At 51.9% G+C, this 1,506-nt stretch carries 1 protein-coding gene; it reads left to right on the top strand.

Annotated features, from left to right (window positions below):
- Nucleotides 1-36: 36 nt before the first annotated feature.
- Nucleotides 37-1,506, top strand: a 1,470-nt coding sequence (tnpC, locus tag A7K91_RS00055; protein ID WP_169833354.1) for an IS66 family transposase, incomplete at its 3' end; no start/stop codon positions are given.

The following is a 1,506-nucleotide window of genomic DNA, read 5'->3' as shown; positions in this document are numbered from 1 at the left end:
TTAAAGAAGCCGTTTAGGCAGCGGAGGCGGATGGAAATGGAACTAACACCGGAACAGATACTCCAGATATGCAAAGGAGACCAAGAGATTGCTTCCATTGTTCAGCTCATTTATGACCAGCAAAACGCCCGTTGCAAACAGTTGGAAGCCAGAGTGCTCGAACTGGAAGCCGAGGTGCACGATCTGAAGCGTCAACTGGGTCAGAACAGCCAAAACAGCAGTAAGCCGCCTTCTAGTGACGGACTTCGCAAACCTCCCGTGAATCTTCGTCAACCCGGAGGCAAAAAAGGAGCGCCTAAAGGGCATGCTGGACATACCCTGCATCAAGTGGCACAGCCAAACCATGTCGTTGATCTTTCGGTAGGGAGTTGTTGCCCCTACTGTAGCTCCGCCTGGTCAGATGCTCCTGCCACTGGCTATGAAAAACGGCAGGTATTTGACTTGCCTGCTCCAGAAGTCGTGGTGACCGAATACCGCGCAGAAAAGCGGTTATGTGCATGCTGCCGCCGCATCAGCCAAGCTCCCTTCCCTTCTGAGGTGAAGGCCCCTGTCCAATATGGCCATGGTTTTGCCGCTTGGACCGTTTATTTGAGTGCACGCCATATGATTCCACTCCAGCGTATCCAGGAAATCTTTGCGGATCTGACCCATCACTCGCTCAGCGAAGCCACCCTGTTGTCTTTTCAGCGCAGCATGCATACAAAACTAAAACCGTTGGAAGACTTCATTGCCAAGCAGATTGCATCCTCCGCTGTTCTGAATGCGGATGAAACCGGGTTTCGCGTAGAAGGGAAGACGCGATGGCTTCATACGCACAGCACACCGGAGTGGACACTCTTGCATCTGCATAGTAAACGCGGCTTTCTCGCCTTCAGCGAGGTCGGGATTCTCCCTCATTTTCGAGGGACGGTCGTGCATGATTGCCACACCTCCTACTTCAATGTGAAGTATACATTCATACACGCCTTATGCGGTGTTCACTTGATGCGTGAATGCATCGGGATCATCCAGAATGACCGGCAGCGCTGGGCGGCCCACATGCTGAGACTCTTGCGAGTCAGTTGGCATCGGGTTGGTGAGGCTCATGCGAAAGGCCTCGCCTTGACGAAGGGCGAAATCGAACGAATCGAATCCCTTTACGATCGGATTTTGGAACTTGGTGCAACCGTGTGGAACCAAGGAAAGGTTCGGCCCAAAGTAGGCGTAAAAGGTCGCAAGCCAAAGAGTCCAGGTGCGAATCTAGGCGAACGTTTTCTCAACCACAAGACGGCGATTTTGAGGTTTCTTCATGATGCCCAAGTTCCGTTTGACAACAACTTGGCTGAACGGGACCTGCGTATGAGCAAAGTTAAACAGAAGGTATCCGGATCGATGCGCACGAAGGAAGGTGCACGGCAATTTGCACGAGCTCAGGGAGTCATCTCCACTCTACGCAAACAGGGACTTGGAATCCTTCAATCCCTTATTCAGGTAGGCAAAAATAGCTTTTCCTTTGCAGTGGTACCT

This window comes from Paenibacillus oryzae (assembly GCF_001675045.1).
GTDB classification, from domain to species: Bacteria; Bacillota; Bacilli; order Paenibacillales; family Paenibacillaceae; genus Pristimantibacillus; species Pristimantibacillus oryzae.
This window is presented reverse-complemented; position numbering and strand designations above follow the sequence as displayed.